Below are 21,967 nucleotides of genomic sequence, written 5' to 3'. Positions count from 1 at the left end.
TTACACGAAGGTATGAGTCAAGGGAAACCTCGTGCAGTTGACTTGGCACCAATGGTCCAAAGTCGTTCCATTTGGAAATGGCGTCGGGATCGCGAAGATGGCGGCCGGCCGCGCGACCGGACAATGGCGGGGACGTTGCAGGGCGCACTGTCCCGCACGAATGGGTTGCACTTCCGATACACCTTTCGCGATGTTTCGCGGACCACTGGAGTCGGTCATGGCCTCGCTGGCATTCGCGGCCTTTCCTGTATCCCGCATGCGCGACGCACCACGATGGACCGCGTCGATGCTTGCCGCCGTCACCATGGCGGCGCTCGGCGGCTGTGCGGACTTTGGCGCCGGGCACACGACGCAGACCCTCGCGCCGGTGGCCGCGACGGCCCGCAGCCTGCCCGCCGAGCATGGGGCATGGCCCGATGCGGGATGGGTGGACCGCTTCGGCGATCCGCAGTTGCGCACGCTCGTCGATGAGGCCGTGGCGGGCAGTCCCACGCTGCAGGCCGCGGTCGCGCGGGTGGAGATGGCGCGAGCGATGGCGCAGGGCGCGCGCAGCGGGTTGTATCCCCACGCGGATATCCAGGGCGGTATCGCGCGCGAGCGCATTTCCGAGACGGATGTCTTGCGTGGCACGTCGCTGGCGGGCAAGTGGTTCGATCAGGTGCACCTCAGCGCGGGGCTGACCTACGACCTCGATTTCTGGGGCAAGCACCGCTCGGCGTTGCAATCGGCGCTGTCCACCGTGCGCGAGGCCGATGCGGAGCAACAGTCCGCGCGGCTGCTGCTGACCACGAGCGTCGCGCGCGTGTATGCCCGGCTGGCCACGCTGTATGCGCTGCGCGACGTGACCGCGACGACCGTCGCGCAGCGGCGCGACCTGGCGTCGCTGGAGCAGGCGCGGCATGCGGCCGGGCTCGATACGCAGGTGGGCATCACGCTGCAGAGCGCCGGTGTGGCGAGCATCGAGGCCGAGCTCACGCAGCTCGACGATGCGATCGACGTCACCCGGCACCAGATTGCCGCGTTGATGGGGGAAGGGCCGGATCGGGGGCTGAACATTGCGCGGCCCACATTGTTCGCTTCGCACGATGGGCCGGGCGCGGGGCCGTTCGACAGGCTGCCGGACGACGCGCGCATCGGTCTGCTGTCGCGCCGGCCCGATCTCGTGGCCGCGCGCTGGCGGGTCGAGGCGGCGTCGCAGGATATCGATGTCGCAAAGGCGGAGTTCCTGCCCGATATCAGCGTGTCGGCGATGGGCGGCTTGACCACCATCACCCCGTCGGATTTCCTGCTTGGCGCGAGCCGCGCGTTTTCGTTCGGCCCTTCGGTCACGCTGCCGGTCTTCGAGGGTGGGAAGCTGCGTGCGGATCTCCACGGGCGGTACGCGCAATACGATCTGGCCGTGGCGGACTACAACCAGACGCTCGCCGACGCGTTGCGCCAGACCGCGGACACGGTGGGGAGCCTGCATGCGGTGGCTACCGAGCGGACGCAGCAGGCGCAGGCCCTGGACCTGTCGCGGCGGGCGTGGCAGCTGGCGACGGATCGCTGGCATGTGGGACTGCTGGACCAGCTTGCGGTGCTCGATGCGCAGACGGCGGTGCTGGAGCAGCAGCGGCAGGCGGCGCAATTGCGGGGGCAGCAAGTGGATTTGCTGATGGCGCTGGTTTGGGATCTGGGTGGGGGATATTTGGAAAAGGGCGTGCCATGACAGTGCAGAACTCCGGTCCCGCGACCAGTCCGACTCCGATCGGCACACCTCCGCACCTCTCGCGCCGCAAGATCGCCGCCATCGCCGCGGCAATTGCCGTCGCCGGTATCGCGGGTGGGCTCTACTGGTGGCATGACGTCCACGACTTCGCCTCCACCGAGGACGCTTACGTCGGTGGCAACGTGGTGCAGGTGACCCCGCTCACCACCGGCACGGTCGTTTCCATCGCCGGCGACGACACGCAATACGTGCGCGAAGGGCAGCCGCTGGTCGAGCTCGACCGCGCGGATAGCGAAGTCGCGATGGAGCAGGCGGCGGCGCAGCTGGCCGCGACCGTGCGGCAGGTACGCACGCTCTACGTCAACAACGCGACGCTGTCGGCCAATATCGCCCAGCGCGCGGCGGACCTCGCGCGTGCGCAGGACGATCTGCGGCGACGCCAGGCGGTCACGAACCCGGGCGCCGTGTCGGGGGAGGAAGTCGAGCATGCGCAGACCGCCGTGCGCACGGCTGCCGCCGCTTTGCGCGCGGCGCAGGAGCAACTGGTATCCAACCGTGCGCTGACGGACCGCACGACGCTGGCCGCGCATCCCGACGTCGCCCGTGCGGCGGCTACCTACCGCGCCGCGTACCTCGCGTTTGCGCGCTCGGCTTTGCCTGCTCCCGTCGATGGCTTTATCGCGCGCCGCGCCGTGCAGGTGGGGCAGCGCGTGGCACCGGGCACCCCGCTGATGGCCGTGGTGCCGCTGAACCAGGTATGGGTGGACGCCAACTTCAAGGAAAACCAGCTACGGCGCGTGCGCGTGGGCCAGCCGGTTGCGCTGTACGCGGACCTGTACGGCAATCGTGTGCGCTACGACGGCAAGGTGGCGGGGTTCTCGGCGGGTACCGGCGCGGCGTTCTCGCTGCTGCCCGCGCAGAATGCGACGGGTAACTGGATCAAGGTCGTGCAGCGGCTGCCGGTGCGCATCGCCCTGGAGCCCGCGCAGCTGGCCGCGCATCCGCTGCGGATTGGACTGTCGATGAGTGTGTCGGTGGATACGCGCGACGATCGGGGCGCGTCGCTCGCCACGCTGCCGCCGCTCACGCCGTTGCGTACCGACGTTTATGCCGAAGTTGCGCGCGAGGCCGACGCGCATATCGCGCGGATCATCGCGGCCAATGCGGGATAGGGCTACCGCAGCCAGCGCTGCCAGCCGGCAAAGACCGCCACCAACAGGCACCCGCATCCGACGATCGCCAGCAGGTTGGCCGTCGCCACCAGCGTGGCCTGCTGGTCGATCTGCTGCGACAGCGTGGCCAGGGCCGTCGCCGACGGCACGCCACCCAGGCGGAACGGATCCACGCGATCGACAAGCTGCGTGCGCGCAACGGCCTCGCCGAACTGCAATCCCTGCGCGGCCAGCCCCGTCCCCGCCGCGGTCGCCAGTTGCCGCACGATGTTCTTGAACTGGTAGGCATGCGGAAAATCCTCGAGCGACGTCTCGAGGAACGACAACCGCGCCACCAACAGCAGCGTGAACGGTAGCGAAGCCGCCTGAAGCAGCAGCACCGGCATGATGCGCGCCATCGACAGATCGGTCTCGATACGCGTGGAGAACAGCCACGCGGCGGCGGCCGTCATCAGGTAGCCCAGCGCGAGGTAACGGCGCGTGCCCGGCAACTGCATGCCATACCAGACGAACAGGATGGCCATGCAGACGCCGAACGCCTCGGTCAGCGTGAGAATGCGTCCGCTGGACTCGAACGTGAAGCCGAACCCCAGCTGCAGCAGGTTGGGAATCAGATAGTTCCACAGCCCCGCGAAGACCGCATAGATGGCATAGAACAGGACGCCGGTCTGGTATCGCCTGCCGCCAAGACGGCGCGGGCTGAGCCACGCATCTGGCCGCCGGCGCAGGCGCGCGAAGGCCAGCACCATGAGCACCGCGCCCGTGAGCGGCCATAGCAATACCTCGGGCGTATCGAGCGCGGTATAGATCCGCAGGTTGGCGAGCCCATGGATCAGGATCAGCGCCCCCGCGCCCAGCACGATCACGGTCAGCCAGTCCAGCGCCGCCAGCGTATCGAGGTCCGGCAGCACCGGCGGCCGCACGCGCCGCGGATAGGTGCAGGCAACGAGCAGCCATGTACATGCGATGACGACGGCCTGCAGCACGAAGATCATGCGCCAGCCCGCATCGAGCATCAGGATGGCCGTGGTCCACGGCGCGGTCGCATTGAGTCCGAGCGCGCCGATGACGAATGGCCAGAGCAGTTTCGCACGCTCCTGCGGGGCCGCCAGCAACTGGATGAGCGTGCGCGAGGCCGCGAACAGCCCACCCGCGCCAAGGCCCTGCACGGCCAGCGCCAGCGAGAGCTGCACCACGTTGTCGGAGAGCGCGCATAGCACGCTGCCCGCGATGGCGATGGCCAGCCCGAGCAGCGTAGCGCCGCGATAGCTGATGAAGTCCGCCACACCGCGCAGGATCAGGTTGGCGACGACGGCCGCGCCCGCGTAGGCGGCAAGGCACCACAGAAAATCGTCCGGCGTCGCATAGACCCCGGCACGGATATGCACGGCTCCCGTCGCCAGCATCGACGTCGCGATGAAGTCGACGCCGGTCGCGCACCCGAGGGCGAGACCGAGCGTAAAGACGGCGGGGCGCCCCAGCGTGGGCAGCGCGCTCAGTGGGACGGCCGGCATCCGTGGCTCCTGAAACCTGGTTCATGGAGCATATCGATGCCGCGCCGGCGCGTCAGTCGTCCGGTGGTCGCAGCGTTCCTACCTGATCGTATGGGTCTCGCCGTCAGGTGGCGGGTGCGTGCAGCGGAATCGTGAAGGAGAAGGTGCTGCCGTACGGGACCAGCGCGGCCGCGCGCAGCTGGCCGCGATGTGCCTCGATGATCGAGCGGCAGATTGCGAGGCCCATCCCCATACCGTTGACCTTGGTCGTGTAGAACGGCTCGAACACCTGCTCGGCCGCCTCCGCGCCGATCCCCACGCCGGTGTCGCCGACGCTCACCTCGATCGCATCGCCATCGACAATGCGCGTCGCGATGCGCAGGATGCGCGCGCGGCCCTCGATATCGCCCATTGCCTCGATCGCGTTGACGACGAGGTTGAGAATGACCTGCTGCAGCTGCACGCTGTCGCCGAACGCATGCGACGGCTCCGCGCCGAGTTCCAGCTGCACCGTCACGTTGCGCCGCGCGATCTCGCTGCGGGAGATCGCGAGGATATGGCGAATGGCTTCGTGGATATCCACGGAGGCCAGTACCGGCGCGGCGTTGCGCGTCAGGCCCTGCAGGCTGCGGATCATGTCGCCCGCGCGCTGGCCTTCGCTCGCGATGGCCACGAGCCCCTCGCGCGCATTGTCGATATCGGGCGTGGCGCGCGCGAGCCAGCGCAGGCTCGCCCCGGCGTTGGAGACGATCGACATCAGCGGCTGATTGATCTCATGCGCGATGGACGCGGTGAGCTGCCCCACCGTGGTCGCGCGTGCAACGCGGGCCAGGTCCGCCTGCGCGTTGCGCACGGCATCTTCCGCCTGGCGGCGCGCGGTGATGTCCGTTACCGTGCCGAAATACCGCAGCGGTTCCTCGTCGCCCGACATTGTGGCGTCGGGCGCGGCGTTTTCCGGCGGCATCGGCTTGCCGATCACCGCCACGTGCACGATCGACCCGTCGCGGCGCACGATGCGATGCTCCACCTGCACGGGCAGCCGCTGCGCGGTATTGATCTCGACCAGCCGCTGTATCGCGGGCCGGTCCTCGGGATGCATGCGCGACAGGAACACCTCGAATGGCGAATCGCGCTCGGTCGGGTCGAGGTCGTAGATGCGCAGAAGCTCGTCAGAGCAATAGAAGCGATCTTCGCGCAGGTCCCATCGCCAGCTGCCGGTATGGCTCACGCTCTCGCCCATCGCCAGCGTGGCCTCGCTCGTGCGGAGCTCGCGCTCCACGCGCTGGCGCCGTTCGTTCTCGACGAGCAGATCGTCATAGAGGCGGGCGGTGCGCAGGGAGATCGCGGCCTGCGCGGCCACGAGCTCCAGCAGGCGGGTTTGATCGAGCGTGAAGGCATCGCGCACGAGCCGGTTCTCGAGGTAGAGCGCGCCGATGACCTCGTTGTGCCGCACCATCGGAATGCAGATGGCCGAACAGTCCGGCTGCTGGGCGAGATACGGATCGATCGCGAACGGACTGGCGCGCGTCGACGCCCCAACCATTGCCACCTGTCCCGTGCGCGTGGCGGTATGGAACATCGACAGCGGCAGCATGTCGGCGCGCAGCTGGTCCTGCGCGATGCGGACGCGCACGCCATCGACCGCGGTATCGGCACACGCTTCCACGAGCGGCCCTTCCGGGTAGATGCGGATGAGCAGGCCGCGCTGCGCGGCCGCATACTCGAGCGCGATCGTCATCAGCTTGTCGATGAGCCCCTCGATCCGGATCTCCTCGGTCAGCGCGCGGGAGGCCTTGATCACGCTCTCGATATCGACGGTGTGAAAGCCTTCGCCAAGCTGCCACGTGCGCGGCTGCTTCGGATCGACGAGTTCCGGGAAGCGCGCCTCGAGCTGCCGCGCCTTCGTCATCGCGCCCCAGCGCACATAGGCATCGCGCGCGTCGCGGCGGTGCGCGTGCGCGGCGGCGGCAAGGCCCAGCGTGGCGCAGTGCTGGGCCGCGCGTTCGTGGGCGAGGGCCACGGTCTGCACGAACCCGTGCGCCGTCGCATGCGCGATCGCCTGCTCGTACTGGGTCATCGCGCGCATGGCGTCGCCTTCGCGCCGCGCGATCTCCGCCTCCACGAGCAGCGCCTTGTCCGTGAACGTGACCGGATTGACCGTGGCCCAGCCGCGAATCTTGCGCGCGTCGGCGCGCAGCGTATTCCATGCCTCGTGGTCGGGCTCATCGGGCACGGCCGCGATGGTCAGCGCGCGCAGCAGGCGGAAGTCGAGCTGATGGATATGCGCCGGTGCGGACCACGCGAACGTGGCGGCGCGATCGAGGCACATCGCGGCCGCCTCGTGGCGGTCCGCGAGCAGCAGCATCGTCGCGCGGTAGAGCCAGTGCCAGAACTGGAACGTCGAGAGCCGCTCCCCGCGCGGCATGCCTTCGCCGTCGGGGCCCACCTCGTCGATCCAGCGCTGCGCGGCGGTGTCGTGCGCATCCACGCCCGCGCGCAGGCCATCGACGAAGCGCTGCTGTGCAAGCAGGATCGACTCGACATCGTGGAATCCCGCGCGCCGCACGAACTCGAGGCCGCGCGCGATCTCCACCGCGACGTCGTCGAGGCGGTCGCCACGGACCAGCATCGCGGCGACGACATGGCAGCACGCATAGCACGCGCTGGTCACGTCGCCGTGAGCAACGCCCGTCGCGAAACCCGCGCGCGCGCATTCGATCGAATACGACAGCGGCTGCGTCCATACGCTGAGCTGGTCGAGCGGCAGCTGCACGCGCGCCATATGGGCCGCGTAGCCATGATGATTGACGAGCCGCCGGGCCATCTCGCCATAGCGGAAGCCGTCCGCGTAGGCATCGAAGCGATGGCAGACCTGCACGCCGAGCCAGGCGAGCGCGGACGTGGCCGCGGCCGTCATGCCGTGCCGCAGCGTCAGCCGCAGCATCTGGCACAGGCTCAGGAACGCGAGGTTTTCGTCCGTGAAGCTGGCCGGGACCATCAGCGCGGCCAGCAGGCTCATCGCGGCTTCGGTATCGGCATCGTCCATCACGGGCAACGCCAGCATCGCGTTCAGCGTGGCGGCCGCGAGCATGGGCTGGATAGTTGCGTACAGCGTATTGCAGGCGGTGGCGGACGGATGCGCGTGCAATTCGATGCCGAACAGGCGCAGACCCGCGATCGCGGTTTCCACCGCGAGCATGTTCTCGGACCGGCGCGAATGCATTTCCACCTTGAGCCGGTACACGCTCGCGCGCTGCAGCACGTCGCCAGGACCGTCGATCAGCTGCGTGACCAGCGCGAGCGCCGCGTCGAGGCGGCCCTGCAGGAACCAGCACGTCGCCTGTTCCTCGCGCAGCGCGTGGTACAGGCCCTTGCCGTCCACGGAGGCTGCCGCCTGCTGCAGATAATCGAGGCCGTTGCTCACGTAGCGGAGCGCCGCGTCGTACGCGGCCGCACGCCGCGCGCGCTGTGCGGCGGCCAGAAGCAGCAGGGCCGTATCGAACGCCTCGGCATCCGACGATGCCATCGCCTTGGCCTGCGCCAGCAGGCCGGCCGCGCGAAACAGCACGTCGTCCCGCATGCCGTCGCCGCGCGCGTGGTCGCGGATATCGCCCGCGTACCCGGTGCCTTCGCCGGCAGAGAGCGCACGCGCGAGCAGCCGCCCGGCGCGCAGGCTCACGCGCGCGCGGGCGTCATCGTCGAGCCATGCATGCGCGGCCTCGAGGATGCGGTCATGCGCAAAAAGGTAATCGTGCCGCGTCGGTACCAGCAGACCCGCCGCGCAGGCCGGTGCGAGCCGCGCATGCAATGCCGCTTCGTCGATCGCGAAGGTGTCGCACAGCAGCGCGAACGACGAGACGCTGCCGAGGCAGGCCATGCCACCGATCAGCCGGCGCGTGTCGTCGGGCAGTTGCTGCAGATGCTGGAGGCTGTATTCGGCGACGTTGTCCGTGCACGTCCGCGCATCGATCTCGGCAAGGTCGTAGCGCCATCCGCTCGTCTCGGCCCCGGCGTCCGCGGCATAGGCGATCAACCGTTCGTCGGCCATCGTCTTGAAGAACTGCCGGACGAAGAACGGATTGCCGAGCGTTTTCGCATGGACGACCTCCGCAAGCGGACGCATGGCGGCATCGGGCGCGCGCAGCGTCTGCGCAAGCATCGCCGCCACGGTATCGACGGGCAGGCCGGAGACGGGAATATCGTGCACCGCGACGCGCTCGCGCAATGCAGCCAGCGACGTGGCATCGGCGGTCCGCGCGGTGCAGACGAGCAGCAGGCGCAGCGGTCCCGTGCCGCCCGCGAGGCGCGAGAGCAGTTCGAGTGTCGGCCGGTCGAGCCATTCGATGTCGTCGATCAGCAGCACGAAGGGCCGGTCCGGTTGCGCGAACGCATGGATCAGGCACCGCATCGCCAGATCGACGTGCATGTCCGGTTCGACCGGCTCGGCGGAGGGCAACTCCGGAAACTCGTCCACGAGCAGCCGCAGCGCGGGCGCGATGCTCGACGCCACGCGGCCATAGGCGCCCAGTGCCTGCTGCAGCCGCATGCGCCACATGCGGACCGCGTCCTCGGGCAGGCCCACGATCTGGTGCACGAGGCCGCGGAACGCGTCGGCGAGAACGGCATAGGGAACGTCGCGCCGGATCGGATCGGCCTTGCCGGCCGCGCACCATACGCGCCGCTGCGGCATGCCCTGCGCGAACGTGCGCATCAGCGCGGACTTGCCGATGCCGGACGGCCCCGTCAGCGCCACGGCGATGGGCCGCGAGTTCGCGGCCACGCGCGTGCAGAGGTCGGCCATCCGCGCGAGTTCGGGCTCGCGCGCGAACAACTGGTCCGGCAACTCGAGGGCACCCGGCCGGTCGCGCGTGCCAGGCTCGAATGGATCGATGCGGCCGTCGCGGGCCAAGGCTTCGGCGCAGCGCGCGAGGTCGGCTTCGAGGCCGGCCGCGGACTGATAGCGGTGTGCGGGACGCTTGTCGAGCAGCTTCAGCGCGATGTTCGCCAGCATCTCGGGCACATCGGGCGCGATCTCGTGCGGCGGTGCGGGCGTGCCCGCGACATGGCTGTGTATCCACTCGGTCAGGTCCGACGGATTCCGCGCGCTGAACGGCAATTGCCCGGTGAGCAGCTGGTAGAGGACCACGCCGAACGAGTACAGGTCGCTGCGGACGTCGATCGCATGGTGCGTGCGCCCCGTATGCTCGGGCGACATGTAGGCCGGCGCCTGGTCCGCGATCGTGATCATCGGGCCCGCGTTGAAGCCGCCCTGATAGTGGGTGCCGTTGCGGCTGCCGTTCTGGCTCGTGCTGCCATCGACCGCGTGCTGCGCGAAATCGAAGCGTCCCAGGCGACAGCGGCCGCCGGGCTCGACAAGCAGGCTGCAGGGCGTGAGCGAGCAGTGGACCAGGCCCGACTCGTGCGCGGCGCGCAGCGCGGCGCTGGCGCTGACGGCAATGGCCAGCACGCGCGCAAGCGGCTGGCGTTCGGCCATCAAGAGGGTCAGCGGGGTGCCGGCATGGTCGTCGTAGATCGCGGCCACGCCGTTGCGATAGCGCGCGAGTCCGCGTGGCTTGATGGCCCACTCTGGGCGCAGCAGCGCGCGGAGGCCGAACTCGTTCTCGAGCCGGCGCGCGGCCTCCGCTTCCACCTGTGCCGAAGCCGCATGGGCGAGCACGATCGTATGGCCGGTGCCGGGATGCACGCCGCGCGCGAACGCGACGATGCCATCCTGATGGATGGTCTCGAAGCGGTACTCAGGTAACGCGATGGCGTCGGGCGGGGTGACGGGGGTAACGTCAGGCAGGCCTCGCTCCGGTAAGCCAATTCGTTCGCTCGTCATGATGCGGCGCAGGGCGTCAGGCGGTCGGTGGTCTCAGGCGTGGCAGCAAGGCACTTTCGATGCAGCGGATGATATCAGTGTCCTGGAACGGCTTGTTCAGAAAGCACGAAGCGCCCGCGTCGCGGGCGCGCTGCTCGTAACCTTCCTGGGCAAAAGCGGTCATGAAGACCACCGGCATGTCGTAGCCGCGCGCGCGCAGCGCTTCGCACAATGCGAAACCGTTCATCGCGGGCATCTGGATATCGGTGATCAGGCATGCAATGTGGTCGATCGACGCGGACTGCAGCAATTCGGGGCCACTGCTGAAGAGTTCCACATCCAGGTCGAACGAGCGCACCAATCGTCCCATGGCATGCCTGACGGAAGCGTCGTCGTCGACGATGGCAATCACGGGGGTGGCAGTCACACAAAATCCTTCGAGTCGTCTTGAGCGATGACGAGGGGTCCGACGCCCTCCACCGCTTGCTGACAGGATAGTCCCGACGGCCTGCGGCCCATATCATACGGTGGTATTGTCGTCGTCCCGCCGACACACCGCGCAATCCGCCACACTCCACGCGGGTCGCAGAGACCCTGTCCCGGGGCACCGCCGCCACTCGCCCCAGAAGGGTGGCCGCTAATACCTTGGTATTACCCGTAACCATCTCGTTTCCCGCCCTCACGCGTCAGAAATTGTGCCGCATACCGAGTGCCACGGTCTGCGGATCCGCCCCCGCGCTGACGCCCAGTTCGTTGATCGCGAAGTCATAAATGGCCCGGCTGCGGTTGTTGATGCGGCTGTAATACGCGAACAATGCCGTGCGCTTGGAAAGCGGGTAATCGTAGCCGACCGTGAACTGCGTCGCGCCCGTGTCCGGACCGCTGCGGAAGAACCCGATCGTGTCCGTGGAGGAGCCGGTGCCATTGGCGGCCAGCGCGAAGCCGATGCGCACGCTGCCCACGCCGACCTGCTGGACCAGCGAGGCGTAGTAGGCGTTGCGCTGCAGATCGCCGGTGTCGGTCCGATAGTGCAGATGCTCGTAGACGGCGGCCACGCGCGTGCCCGTCAGAATCTGCCATGCCACGCCGAACTTGATGGCGTCGTCGTTGCGGCTGGCGGCCTGGTAATGCTGGTGCACTTCGTAGGCGACGGTCGCGTTCAGCGAACCCGAGTCGTAGACGACGGCCGCCGAGTACAGCGCCGGATTGCGCGCGACGATGGTCTTTTCCTCGGGCAGGCCCGCGCCGAGCCAGACGCTGACCGGACCGAACGATGGCGAACGGTACTGGACGATGTTCCTCTGCCGGCGGTCGAACGAGCTCGTGTCGTCGATATTGTTCGACGTCGAGGTGGACCCGTTCCCGATCAGGGCCATGTAGCCGGCCGTGGTCGGATAGTACGGGTCGTAGCCCATCGTCGATTCGGTATAGGGCGTGTGCCAGTGGCCCGCGAAGATCAGGCCATAGTCGCCCTGCAGACCCACGCGCGAGTTGCGGCTCGCGATGACGCCCTGGCCCGTGTCCAGCGACAGGTTGCTTTCGATCTGCCAGACCGCCTTGAAGGTGCCGCCGAGGTCCTCCTCGCCGCGCAGCCCGAAGACCGAGCGGTAATTGGTCTGGCGCACCACGCTGCCGAGCGCGGTGCCATCGGTTGCCGTAGTCGCCCGCGAATATTCGATCGCGGTGTTCAGGCGGCCGTAGACGGTCAGCGAACCGGCCATCGCGGACCCCGTGAACACCGCGGTGCCGCCGGCTGCCGCGAACACCAGCGCCTTCCTCACCTTTGTCGCCATCATCGCAGGGCGCTACCGGTCATGTCGGATGCCGCGGCGGCGCCGTGTCTGGCTTTGCGCTGGCGCAGGTCTTCCCATGCGATCAGCAGGAACGCGCCACACAGGCCGAGGTGCTCGTAGAACGCGTTCATCAGCATGAAGCGCGCCTCGGGCGGCGCATCCCAATATCGATTGGCCATGAAGGTCGCGCCCAGCGTGAAGACGCCCAGCGCGAGCGCGCCGAGCCAGCGCCACACGCCGAGCACGATCATGAGCGGCGCCACCAGCTCCAGCGCGATGACGGCCGCTGCGGCCGGCACGGCGGGCGACACGCCGAAGTGCTGCATCTCGGCCACCGCCCCGCCGAAGTCGAACAGCTTGACGAGCCCGCCCTGCAGGTAGGCCGCGCAGATCAGCAGGAGCGCTAGCGTGCGCACCCAGTTGGGCAGGGAGACGCCGCGCATCAGAAGGCCCAGCACGAGCAGCCGAGGGCGCCCCAGAACGAGCTTTCGTCGCTCGCGGGCACACTCGATGTCCAGGCGCGCGCATGCGCGTGGCCGTGCACGCCGCACGAGGAGGCGCAGCCGCAGGCCGTGTTCAGCGCCAGCTTCGTCTGCGCCGTCGGGCGCGGCTGATAGCGGCTGCCATGGCGCGCGGGCGACCAGTCGGGCATCGCCGGGGGCAGTTCCGGCGAGAACTTGCCGAACTCGCCATCACCGTACACGACCTTGCCACCGAGGATCGTCATCACCGAGGTAATGTCCTGGATGTCGTCGCCGGGCACGGAGAAGTAGTCGGCCGACAATACCGCGAGGTCGGCGAGCTGGCCCACGGCGATGCGGCCCTTCTTGCCTTCCTCGGACGAGAACCACGTATTGGCTTCCGTCCACAGGCGCAGCGCCGTCTCGCGGTCGAGCAGGTTGGCCTGCGGGTACATCGACATGCCGCCGACGGTCTTGCCTGTCGTGAGCCAGTACAGCGATACCCACGGGTTGTACGATGCCACGCGCGTGGCATCGGTACCGGCCCCGACCTTGACGCCGCGCTCGAGCATCTTCTTCACGGGCGGCGTGGCCTCGGCGGCCTTCGCGCCGTAGCGTTCGACGAAATACTCGCCCTGATAGGCCATGCGGTGCTGCACGGCGATACCGCCGCCGAGCGCCGCGATCCGGTCGATATTGCGGTCCGTGATGGTTTCCGCGTGATCGAAGAACCAGTTCAGGCCCGTGAACGGGATGTCCTTGGCCACCTTCTCGTACACGTCCAGCGCGCGCGAGATGGTCTCGTTGTACGTGGCATGCAGGCGCCACGGCCAGCGCTTTTCGGCCAGCAGGCGGATCACGGGCTCGAGGTCCGCTTCCATCGACGGCGGCATGTCGGGCCGTTCGACACGGAAGTCCTCGAAGTCCGCCGCGGTGTAGACGAGCATTTCGCCCGCGCCGTTGTGACGGTACAGGTCGTCGCCCTGGCCCGGCTTCACCGTGGACGTCCACGTCTTGAAGTCGCTGAGCTCTTCCTTCGGCTTCTGCGTAAAGAGGTTGTAGGCGAGGCGCACCGTGAGCTGCCCTTCGTCGTGCAGTTCCTCGATGATGTTGTAATCCTCTGGGTAGTTCTGATACCCGCCGCCGGCGTCGATCACGCCCGTCACGCCCAGCCGGTTCACCTCGCGCATGAAATGGCGCGTGGAGTTCTTCTGGTATTCGGGCGGCAGCTTCGGGCCCTTGGCCAGCGTTGCGTAGAGGATCGTCGCGTTCGGCTTGGCCAGCAGCAGGCCCGTGGGATTGCCGTGCGCATCGTGCACGATCTCGCCGCCCGGCGGGTTCGGCGTGTCCTTGTTATAGCCCACCGCGCGCAGCGCCGCGCCGTTGAGGATCGCGCGGTCGTACAGATGCAGGATGAACACGGGCGTGTCGGGCGCCACGGCGTTCAGTTCCTCGATGGTCGGCAGCCGCTTCTCGGCAAACTGGTGCTCGGTGAAGCCGCCTACCACGCGCACCCATTGTGGGGCGGGCGTGCGGTCCACCTGCGCCTTGAGCATGCGCATCGCGTCGGCGAGCGAGCGCACGCCGTCCCAGCGCAGCTCCATGTTGTAGTTCAGACCGCCCCGGATGATGTGCATGTGGCTGTCGATCAGCCCGGGAATCGCGCGGCGGCCGTTGAGGTCGATCACGCGCGTCTGCGGGCCGGCGAGCTTCATGATGTCCTCGCGCGTGCCCACGCCGGCAAAGCGCCCGTCTTGAATGGCCACCGCGTCCGCCTGCGGGCGCGAGCGGTCGAGCGTGGCGAACTTGCCGTTGACGAGGATCAGATCTGGCGTCTGGGACGAGGACATGGCAAAGATCTCCGAGGAAGCCGCCGCGCCGAGCGCGGCAGCCGAAGCAAGGAACTGGCGACGACGCATCAGCGCTCGATCACCGGTGCGTGCACGGGCGCGATCGACTCGTGCGGGGTGGCGGTGCGCTGGGCTGCCTTGTGTACCATCGTGTAGGCATAGTCCACGCCCATGCCGTACGCGCCCGAGTGTTCCTTGGCCACGGCCATCACGGCGTCGTACGTGTCGCGGTTCTTCCAGTCGCGCTGCCATTCCAGCAACACCTGTTGCCAGGTCACGGGCACCACGCCGGCCTGCACCATGCGCTGCATCGCGTAGTCGTGCGCATCCTTGGTGGTGCCGCCCGAGGCGTCGGCCACCATATAGATCTCGTAGTTGCCCTCGAGCATCGCGCACAGCGCGAACGTCGTGTTGCAAACCTCCGTCCAGAGACCGGCCACGACGACCTTGCGGCGGCCGTTCGCGGCCAGCGCGTCGCGGACCTTCTGGTCGTCCCACGAGTTCATCGAGGTGCGCTCCAGCGTCTTCGCGTTCGGGAACACGTCGAGCAGTTCCGGGTACGTGTAGCCGGAGAACGAATCGCTTTCCACGGTCGTGATCGTGGTCGGAACGTTGAAAATCTTTGCTGCCTTGGCGAGGCCGACCACGTTGTTCTTGAGCGTCTGGCGGTCCATCGACTGCACGCCGAATGCCATCTGCGGCTGGTGGTCGATGATGATCAGCTGGCTGTTGTGCGGGGTCAGCACTTCGAGCTTGGGATTGGACATGGTGTCACTCCTTGCGACGGGTTGGGCAGGAACCGGAAGACTATGTGCGAGCCTCCTTCGCGACCATCCCCTCATCGTATTAGCGCCTTCCACTATCAGGAGGAGCGGCACACGTTTGTACAAAAACCGCACAGCCGTCCTATCGATGCCGCGGTGCGGCATGTACATTGCCAACGGGATCGCCAGTCGCGGTTCCGGGAAGATTCGCCGTCGCATCGACGGTTGCATAAGGAAAGGTGCTGTCATGACCCGCTCGAACCGCACGGACCCGGCCTCACGCCGGGACCCGCTGGCAGCGCTTGCCGCGTCGATCGCGCACGCCATGCGCGAACCGCTGACCGTGATCGGGCTCGAGGCGGGCGCCGCGCAGCGCGCGCTGCGTGGGGGTGAGGGCCAGACGGCGGGCCAGACGGCGGGCCAGATCGGCGACGACGAGGTCGCGGCGAACCTGCGGGAAGGCTTGCGCCGTATTCAGGAGCAGGCCGCGCGCGCGGAAGCACAGATCCGTTGCCTGCACGCCCTGATGCTGGCGGAGGGCGGACTGTCCGGTGGTGTGCCGGGGGACTGTCTCGCCCTGTTCGATCTCGGCCGTGCCATCGACGACGTGGTGCCCCTCGCGCGTGCCGCGGTATACAACGCGGGGTTCGACCTGCATGTCGAAGTCGAGCCATCGCTGGCGCGTGTGCAGGGCGAGCACGCGCGCGTCCAGCATGCGGTGCTGGGCCTGCTGGCGGAGACACTGGACGGTCTCGGCTCATGGACATCGGCGCCGCCGGGCGCGGGGCGGCTGGAGCTGGCCGCGCGCCGGGATGCGCATGGCAGCGTGACCATGGCGCTGACCCTCGATGGCGCGACACTCCGCAGTGCGGAGCTTCCGGTCATGCCAGTCTCGCCCGTCGGTGCGCGCGCGCATGCATGACTTCGCTGCATCCTGCTATCCTCTGGTGGTCTTATGCCGCACGACTTCCAGATTCTCATGCCCGCGATCGCTCCTCGAACGGCGCCCCCGCCGTTGCCTCAGGCGCCCGCCGCTGCCAGCGTGGACACTTTCGGCTGCACGGCCGACCGGCTTAGCGACGATCAGGCGCTGATCGGCAAGGACGTCCAGTTCTACCGCAAGAGTTCGCTCGGCAAGCGCGCGACGCAGGTCGTCATGCCCGCCACGGACCGCGGCGTGCTGCTTGGCGTATCGTTGCGCGGCGGCCACCGTCGCCGCATCTTCGATGGCCGGCATGCGAACACGCACGACTTCGACAACGGCGCGATCTACCTCCGCAGTCTCGCGGTGGAGTACAAGGCCGATTTCTGCAGCGACTTCGATTTCATGCTCGTGGAGATCTCGCGCGCGTTTATCGAGCGCGTGGCCCTCGAGCGCGGCGCGGGGACGGGCAATCTCCAGCCGATGGCCGCCCATGCCGATCCGGTGCTTGCGCATCTGGCCCACGCGATGGTGCCACTGCTGCAGCACCCGGAGCAGGCGTGCCAGCTGTTCGTCGATCAACTGAGCCTCGCCATCGGCGCGCATCTGGTGCATCGCTATGGCGGCGGCGCGGCATTGCCCGAGGATGGCGGCAAGGCGCTCAGGCGGCTGCCCCAGCGCAGCGTGGAGCGCGCCAAGGAAATGCTGGCCGCGCGCATGGACGGTAACCTGTCCGTCGGCGAGGTGGCCGACGCGTGCCAGCTCTCGCGCAGCCATTTCACGCGCGCGTTTCGCGAATCGACGGGACAGACACCCCACCAGTGGCTGATCGAGCGCCGGCTCGAGCGCGCCTATGGCCTGCTACGCAATACCGAACTGGCGCTGGCCGACGTGGCCGTGGCATGCGGCTTCTGCGATCAGAGCCACTTCACCCGCGTGTTCTCGCGCGCCACGGGCGTCACCCCCGGAGTCTGGCGCCGCGAGGCGGTTGGCAGGGAAATGCCCTGATCGGCGTCGGATCAGTCCGGCTGCGCCGTGACGAGGTCCAGCGCGCGCGCCATCGTGACGAGTTCCGCGAACGAACGCGCCTGCATCTTCTTCATCGTCTGCGCGCGGTAGGTCTTGACCGTCGCGGGGCTGATATCGAGCATGTCCGCCACCTGCTTGTTCGACAAACCGCGCGCGAGCAGCGTCATCGCATCGCGTTCGCGCGGGGTCAGGCTCGCGAAGCCGATCCGCAGGGCCGCCGTGCGCGCCAGTTCCGCGCGGCGCTGGACGTCGAGGTGCAGCGCTTCGAATACCGCATCGATCAGTTCCTGGTCGCGGAACGGCTTGGCGATGAAGTTGATCGCGCCTGCCTTCATCGCGGACACCGTCATCGGCACGTCGCCGACGCCGGACAGGAAGACGATGGGGGTATGAATGCCATCTTTGCGCAGGCGTGTCTGCAGCTCCAGGCCGCTGAGTCCGCCGAGCGAGATATCGAGCACGATGCAGCTAGGCTGTTCCGGCAGGGGCGCAGCCAGCAAGGCTTCGGCCGTCGTGTGCTGCACCACGCGCAGGCCTATCGATGCGAACAGACCGGACACCGCTTCGCGCACGGCCGCGTCGTCGTCCACGACGAGCACCAGGAACTCGTTCGCGGCGTCTTCGGTCCAGTCTGAGAATCGGTAGGTGGCTTCCATGTGTCGATACTTAAAGCTTTCGATGAAACTTTTCAAGAGTGATGAGTGGGGGAATCGATATTCGATACGTCGGCCGGGATGACGAACTGGAAGATCGCGCCCGCCGGGTGATTCGGCGAGGCCCACAGGCGGCCCGCATGCGACTCGACGATCGACCGGCAGATTGCAAGGCCCATGCCCAGTCCCTGCTCCTTGGTCGTGTAGAACGCTTCGAACAGTTGCTCGGCCTGGTCCGGCCGCAGTCCGACGCCCTCGTCGTGGACGGCCACGAGTACGCCCCCGGCCTCCGCCCGCGCGGTACGCACGAGGATCTCGCGGCGGCGCGGTCTGGCAACGCCTTCCGGCTCGGCGCTGGCCTCGATGGCGTTCATCAGCAGGTTGAGCACCACCTGCTGCAGCTGCACGCGGTCGCCGGCCACGTGTGGCAGGCCCGTCGCCAGCGTCATGGCGATCGCGCAACGGCGCCGCGCGGCTTCGCCGCGCACCAGCGGCAGCGTGTCCCCGATGACAGCGTTCAGGTCCACGCGCTCGTATGCGGTAGCCGTCTTCTTGAGTAGCGCGCGCATGCCCACGATGACGGCGCTCGCGCGTTCACCCTGCGCGGCCACGCCCTGCAGGGCGGCCTGCGCCTCGTCGAGGTTCGGCGGCGCGCGGCGCAGCCAGCGCATGGCCGCGCTCGTGTTGGCGATGATCGCGGCAAGGGGCTGGCTGACCTCGTGCGCGATGGACGAGGCCAGCGCGCTGAGCGTCATCACGCGCGAGACGTGCGCAAGCTCGCACTGCGCCTGCATTCGCGCGGCATCGGCGCGCCGGCGCTCGTGGTACAGGCGGCTGTTCTCGAGCGCGACGGCGGCCTGCGAGGCGAGCAGCTTGAGCATCGCGGCGCGGGCCGGCATGAACACGCGTGGCGCGAGCCGGTTCTCCACATACAAAATGCCGACCAGCGTGGCCTGGTTGAACAGCGGGAGGCCCAGCATCGAGCGGGGCCGATGCCGCTGCACGTACGGATCGTTCATATAGGCGGACAGATTGGGCGCGTTGTCCACGGCCACGCTCTCGCCCGAGGCGAGCACCTGCTCGATCAGCGGGATCGGCGCGGTGTCCGCTCCCAGCGGTGCGAGCGGTGCGACCGATGCAGTGGGGGCGCCGGCCTGGATACCCGCCTCGGCCTCCGCCTCGGGCGTCCGCACGACGATGCCGTTCTCGTCGGCGACGGCATCGGCCGCGAGACGCGGGCGGCCATCGCGCAGCAGGATCAGCATGCCGCGCGTGGCGCCGGCCTGCTCCAGCGCGGTGCGCATGAGCGTGTCCACAAGCTTGTCGAGGTGGATCTCGCGCGAGATCGCCTGCGATACCTCGAGCACGGTCGCGAGGTCCAGATGCTCCAGCGGGGCGCCGATGGTGCCGCCGAGCGGGCTCCCGATAGCGCCCGTCAGCGCGGGCGGGCGGTCCTCATCGGCCAGGCGCGGATACAGCGCATCGAGTTGCCAGACCTTGGCATCGGCGCCCCAGTGGCTATAGCAGCGTCGTGCTTCCCGCAGATACATCCGCGCGACCTTGGGCAATCCGCGCGAGAGATAGAAGCGCGCGGCCAGCTCGTTCGCAAGCGCCTGCAGGTGGATGTGTCCCTGATCGCGCGCGGCCTCGATCGCGGATTCGTAGCGCCGCATGGCCTCCATATCGCGACCGTCGCGGCCATCGAGCCGCGCGATCTCCGCCCCGACCAGCGCGGCGCGGTCGGCGAAGGTCGCCGGACAATGCGCGGCCCAGCTCTGGAGCTGGCGATGGTAGACGGCCAGCGACTCCCGCCGTTGCTGCGCGTCCGTGGCGTTGTCGCGCTGGGCGGCGAGCGCGAGGGCGGCGTAGAAGCAGTGCTCCACCTGTTCCAGGAACGACGGGCAGGACCAGAGCAGACGCTCGGCCTGGTCGGCCGCATGGACGGCGGCATCGATGTCGCCCGAGAAGAAACGCGCCTGCAGCCGGCGAATCCAGTACCAGCACGCGGCGAGCGCGAGACCAGCGTCGCCGGTGACACGCCCCGCGAAAGCGCTTTCATTGAAACCGCTCTGCCCGAATCCGCCCGCTTCGCCGGCTCCCTTGTCGGTGCCGGGCTCGTCGAACGAACCGAACACCGGCGTCAGGCCGCGCAGCGTGCGAATCAACTGCAGCTGCGGGGCAATGCGATCGGTCGCCAGACCAAAGCGTGCGTGGCGCGCATAGGCCAGGCCGGCCTCGGCCTCGGGCTGAACCGTCGCCAGCGCATCGCCGCCGACCAGCGCATGCGTGATCAGATTGTTGTGGATAAACGAAGCGTGGGTCACGTCGCCGATGCGGCTCATCACATCGAGCGCGCGGCGCAGCACCCCGGTCGCCACCGGCAACGGGTCGCGCCACGGCAGCACATGCGCGCCCACCACCTGATAGACGCGCGCCTGCACATTGGCTATGCCGCGCCGGTCCGCAAGCGCCATGGCCAGTTGCGCGAACGCGACATTCTCGGCATTGCCCGCGGCCGGCTCGAGGATCATCGCCAGCCACGCATAGCAGAGGGACGACGTATCGGCATTGCCGTGCGCAAGACTCAGGTTGACCATGCGCAGGATCACGCGCGTGCGCAGATACTCGTCGGTGTACCAGGCCGGCGGCATCAGGGCCGTGAGCACGTCCATGGTGCCCAGGGCCACGCGGTCGGTCATCGGCGGCAGGTCGAGCAGGTCGGCGACCGGCCGCTCCCCCAGCCGTTCGCGCAACCGCTGCCGCAGCAGGCGGAACTCATGCTGTACGTCCTCCGCGCGCGGATGCGCGGCCCATCCGCCCTCGGCGCGCTGGAGGTACTGCACGCCTACGGCGGCCGCGCGTTCGCGCTGGTCGCTCGACATCAGCAGTTCGAGCAGCATGCGCGTTGCCGCGGCGAGTTCGAACAGGTTGGCGTTGGCATCGATCAGCGCGGCGAACCGGCGTTCGGCCTCCGGAATGTCGCGCGGCGGCGCGGCATCGTTGCGCCGCATGCGGCCGGCCCGGTCGGCATGCGGCACGGCGCGGTATGCGGGATCGCGCGCGGCGCGCTCATAGCGGCCCAGCGGAAACGGGGCGATATCGCGCGCCTGCCGCCAGGCCTCGAGGCAATGCCGCAGGTCCGCGGCGAGACCCGCGGCGCTTTGATAGCGATCTTCGGGCGCCTTGGCCAGCAGCTTCATCACGATCTGCGCCACCGCGGCGGGAATCCATCGCCGGCCCTGATCGACGGGGGCGGGCTGGCGCGCCATATGGTTGTAGACCCAATCCTTCGCGTCGTGCGCGCGGAACGGCAGCGTACCGGCAAGCATCTCGTAGAACGTGATCCCCAGCGCGTACAGATCGCTGCGCGCATCCACGGGCAGGTCCATGCATCCCGTTTGTTCGGGTGCCATATAGGCGAGCGTGCCGGCAATCTCGTGGAGCGGGGCGGGCGCGTCGCCGCGGTCGGCCTCGTGCGTGGCGATGCCGAAGCCGGTCAGCCACGCACGGGCCTCGGCGGCGCCGTCAGCGGCATCCCGCTCCGTATCCACGAGGATATGCGCGGGCTTGATATTGCGGTGGAGCAGACCGGCGGCATGAAATCCGGCCAGGGCGGACGCGATCGGTACCGCGAGCCGCAGGAACCGGTCCACGTCCATCGACGTGCCGGTCAGGCGGCAGAGCGGCGTGGCGCCCGGGTCCTCGAGCAACAGCACGCCATGGCCGCGCTCGCGATGCGAGGCCAGCGGGCGCGCCGCCCAGGCGCTGTCCAGCACGTCGCGCAGCGCGTATTCGCGCGCCAGCCGGCACAGCGTCGCGGGCGCCGGATTGTCGCTGTGCGTCCAGACCGCGAGCATGGGGTGCCAGCGTCCCTCCGCGTCGGGACGGCGGAACTTGCCGAAGATGACGTCGGCATCTTCCCAGAAGATCTCGAAGCCAGATTCGCGGCGTGCGTCCAGAAATGAAGAGGCGTACATCGTCCAAGCGTCAGCTACCCACACAACATCCGTCACTCGCGGATGGAACCGAGGCAATCGCCTGCAAAACTTTTACTTCGCAAGCTTTTAACAGGGGTCAGGGTTGTCCGATGACTTTCCCCTGATGCCAGCGCGGTCTTTCGGCGCGTCCGGCAACGGTGCGACTGCTTTTGCAATGGTAGTCGTTGGGCAAACTTTTAATTCAAAAATATTGAACATTGACTTCGACACGAACTGGGCTCGATTCGGTGGTATCAGCCTATATTGCATCCCTGGTCGCTCAGATTATGCAAGCACGCATTGAGCCGAATTGAATAACATTGC

13 protein-coding genes are annotated in these 21,967 nt (G+C 68.1%); 4 read left to right on the top strand and 9 right to left on the bottom strand.

What is annotated here, in order from left to right:
• Positions 1–217 precede the first annotated feature (217 nt).
• Together AAHB16_RS16700 and AAHB16_RS16695 are read left to right on the top strand one after the other, a co-directional pair.
• Positions 218–1,708, top strand: a complete 1,491-nt coding sequence (locus AAHB16_RS16700) for an efflux transporter outer membrane subunit (RefSeq protein ID WP_342051498.1) — start codon at positions 218–220, stop codon at positions 1,706–1,708.
• Positions 1,705–2,880 carry an HlyD family secretion protein gene (locus AAHB16_RS16695; RefSeq protein ID WP_342051497.1) on the top strand — a complete coding sequence of 392 codons (1,176 nt, stop codon included), beginning with the start codon at positions 1,705–1,707 and terminating at the stop codon, positions 2,878–2,880. Before AAHB16_RS16700 ends, AAHB16_RS16695 begins: the two co-directional genes overlap by 4 nt.
• A gap of 2 nt (positions 2,881–2,882) precedes the next feature.
• Here the strand turns inward: AAHB16_RS16695 and AAHB16_RS16690 are convergent, their stop codons facing one another.
• The 7 genes from AAHB16_RS16690 to AAHB16_RS16660 all read right to left on the bottom strand — a co-directional run bounded on the left by AAHB16_RS16690 (position 2,883) and on the right by AAHB16_RS16660 (position 15,065).
• The gene (locus tag AAHB16_RS16690; RefSeq protein WP_150376286.1) at positions 2,883–4,394 is read right to left on the bottom strand and encodes an MFS transporter; all 1,512 of its coding nucleotides are present in this window, start codon (positions 4,392–4,394) and stop codon (positions 2,883–2,885) included.
• A gap of 103 nt (positions 4,395–4,497) precedes the next feature.
• Complete coding sequence (locus AAHB16_RS16685) at positions 4,498–10,215, bottom strand: trifunctional serine/threonine-protein kinase/ATP-binding protein/sensor histidine kinase (RefSeq protein ID WP_342051496.1); 5,718 nt, start codon at positions 10,213–10,215, stop codon at positions 4,498–4,500.
• Between the two features lie 16 nt (positions 10,216–10,231).
• Positions 10,232–10,621 (bottom strand): response regulator transcription factor, encoded by a 390-nt coding sequence (locus AAHB16_RS16680; RefSeq protein WP_150376290.1) that lies wholly within the window; start codon positions 10,619–10,621, stop codon positions 10,232–10,234.
• A gap of 259 nt (positions 10,622–10,880) precedes the next feature.
• Positions 10,881–11,963 (bottom strand): porin, encoded by a 1,083-nt coding sequence (locus AAHB16_RS16675; protein WP_342051544.1) that lies wholly within the window; start codon positions 11,961–11,963, stop codon positions 10,881–10,883.
• Between the two features lie 23 nt (positions 11,964–11,986).
• Positions 11,987–12,430, bottom strand: coding sequence for a DoxX family protein (locus AAHB16_RS16670; protein WP_150376294.1), 444 nt, complete (start codon positions 12,428–12,430; stop codon positions 11,987–11,989).
• A complete protein-coding gene (locus AAHB16_RS16665; RefSeq protein ID WP_191002286.1) occupies positions 12,430–14,298 on the bottom strand; it encodes an amidohydrolase in 1,869 nt (622 codons plus the stop codon). Before AAHB16_RS16665 ends, AAHB16_RS16670 begins: the two co-directional genes overlap by 1 nt.
• A 68-nt stretch (positions 14,299–14,366) precedes the next feature.
• Positions 14,367–15,065: a hydrolase gene (locus AAHB16_RS16660; protein WP_150376296.1), complete on the bottom strand. Its 699-nt coding sequence runs from the start codon at positions 15,063–15,065 to the stop codon at positions 14,367–14,369.
• Positions 15,066–15,309: 244 nt separating this feature from the next.
• On the opposite strand from AAHB16_RS16660, the gene AAHB16_RS16655 reads away from it, so the two are divergent.
• Both AAHB16_RS16655 and AAHB16_RS16650 read left to right on the top strand, forming a co-directional pair.
• A complete protein-coding gene (locus AAHB16_RS16655; RefSeq protein WP_150376298.1) occupies positions 15,310–15,984 on the top strand; it encodes a hypothetical protein in 675 nt (224 codons plus the stop codon).
• 57 nt (positions 15,985–16,041) lie between these two features.
• Positions 16,042–16,992: a helix-turn-helix domain-containing protein gene (locus tag AAHB16_RS16650; RefSeq protein ID WP_150376300.1), complete on the top strand. Its 951-nt coding sequence runs from the start codon at positions 16,042–16,044 to the stop codon at positions 16,990–16,992.
• Positions 16,993–17,003: 11 nt separating this feature from the next.
• Here the strand turns inward: AAHB16_RS16650 and AAHB16_RS16645 are convergent, their stop codons facing one another.
• Both AAHB16_RS16645 and AAHB16_RS16640 read right to left on the bottom strand, forming a co-directional pair.
• Positions 17,004–17,669, bottom strand: coding sequence for a response regulator transcription factor (locus tag AAHB16_RS16645; RefSeq protein ID WP_342051495.1), 666 nt, complete (start codon positions 17,667–17,669; stop codon positions 17,004–17,006).
• Positions 17,670–17,701: 32 nt separating this feature from the next.
• Positions 17,702–21,643 carry an ATP-binding protein gene (locus AAHB16_RS16640; protein ID WP_342051494.1) on the bottom strand — a complete coding sequence of 1,314 codons (3,942 nt, stop codon included), beginning with the start codon at positions 21,641–21,643 and terminating at the stop codon, positions 17,702–17,704.
• Positions 21,644–21,967 lie beyond the last annotated feature (324 nt).

The sequence above is a fragment of the Cupriavidus sp. OTU4054 genome (assembly GCF_038440175.1).
Taxonomy (GTDB): Bacteria; Pseudomonadota; Gammaproteobacteria; order Burkholderiales; family Burkholderiaceae; genus Cupriavidus; species Cupriavidus pauculus_D.
This window is presented reverse-complemented; position numbering and strand designations above follow the sequence as displayed.

Coding starts and splice junctions, on each gene's coding strand:
- AAHB16_RS16650 (WP_150376300.1), top strand. CDS start 16,042: ATGCCCGCGATCGCTCCTCGAACGGCGCCCCCGCCGTTGCCTCAGGCG.
- AAHB16_RS16690 (WP_150376286.1), bottom strand. CDS start 4,394: ATGCCGGCCGTCCCACTGAGCGCGCTGCCCACGCTGGGGCGCCCCGCC.
- AAHB16_RS16685 (WP_342051496.1), bottom strand. CDS start 10,215: ATGACGAGCGAACGAATTGGCTTACCGGAGCGAGGCCTGCCTGACGTT.
- AAHB16_RS16665 (WP_191002286.1), bottom strand. CDS start 14,298: ATGTCCTCGTCCCAGACGCCAGATCTGATCCTCGTCAACGGCAAGTTC.
- AAHB16_RS16660 (WP_150376296.1), bottom strand. CDS start 15,065: ATGTCCAATCCCAAGCTCGAAGTGCTGACCCCGCACAACAGCCAGCTG.
- AAHB16_RS16695 (WP_342051497.1), top strand. CDS start 1,705: ATGACAGTGCAGAACTCCGGTCCCGCGACCAGTCCGACTCCGATCGGC.
- AAHB16_RS16645 (WP_342051495.1), bottom strand. CDS start 17,669: ATGGAAGCCACCTACCGATTCTCAGACTGGACCGAAGACGCCGCGAAC.
- AAHB16_RS16655 (WP_150376298.1), top strand. CDS start 15,310: ATGACCCGCTCGAACCGCACGGACCCGGCCTCACGCCGGGACCCGCTG.
- AAHB16_RS16670 (WP_150376294.1), bottom strand. CDS start 12,430: ATGCGCGGCGTCTCCCTGCCCAACTGGGTGCGCACGCTAGCGCTCCTG.
- AAHB16_RS16640 (WP_342051494.1), bottom strand. CDS start 21,643: ATGTACGCCTCTTCATTTCTGGACGCACGCCGCGAATCTGGCTTCGAG.
- AAHB16_RS16700 (WP_342051498.1), top strand. CDS start 218: ATGGCCTCGCTGGCATTCGCGGCCTTTCCTGTATCCCGCATGCGCGAC.